Origin of the sequence: Streptomyces sp. XY431, from assembly GCF_001279805.1 — a bacterium.
Taxonomy (GTDB): domain Bacteria; phylum Actinomycetota; class Actinomycetes; order Streptomycetales; family Streptomycetaceae; genus Kitasatospora; species Kitasatospora purpeofusca.
This window is the reverse complement of sequence record NZ_LGDO01000462.1, coordinates 1-206: the sequence shown is the minus strand read 5'-3', so window position 1 is coordinate 206 and position 206 is coordinate 1. Positions and strand designations below refer to the sequence as shown.

1 protein-coding gene is annotated in these 206 nt (G+C 67.5%); it reads left to right on the top strand.

The window, feature by feature from the left end; genetic code table 11:
- Positions 1-206, top strand: a 206-nt coding sequence (locus ADK60_RS29380) for an AMP-binding enzyme (protein ID WP_159400635.1), incomplete at both ends; no start/stop codon positions are given.

The window sequence follows — 206 nt, the reverse complement described above, 5'->3', positions numbered from 1 at the left end:
GTGGACTGTGGATGGGGAGTTGGAGTACCTGGGTCGTGGTGACGACCAGGTGAAGGTGCGTGGTTTCCGGATCGAGTTGGGCGAGGTGGAGAGCGCACTCGCCCGTACCACCGGGGTCGCGCAGGCGGTCGTCCTGGTGCGGGAGGACCGTCCGGGTGAGAAGCGTCTGGTCGGGTATGTCGTGCCCACCCCCGGCAGCGAACTCG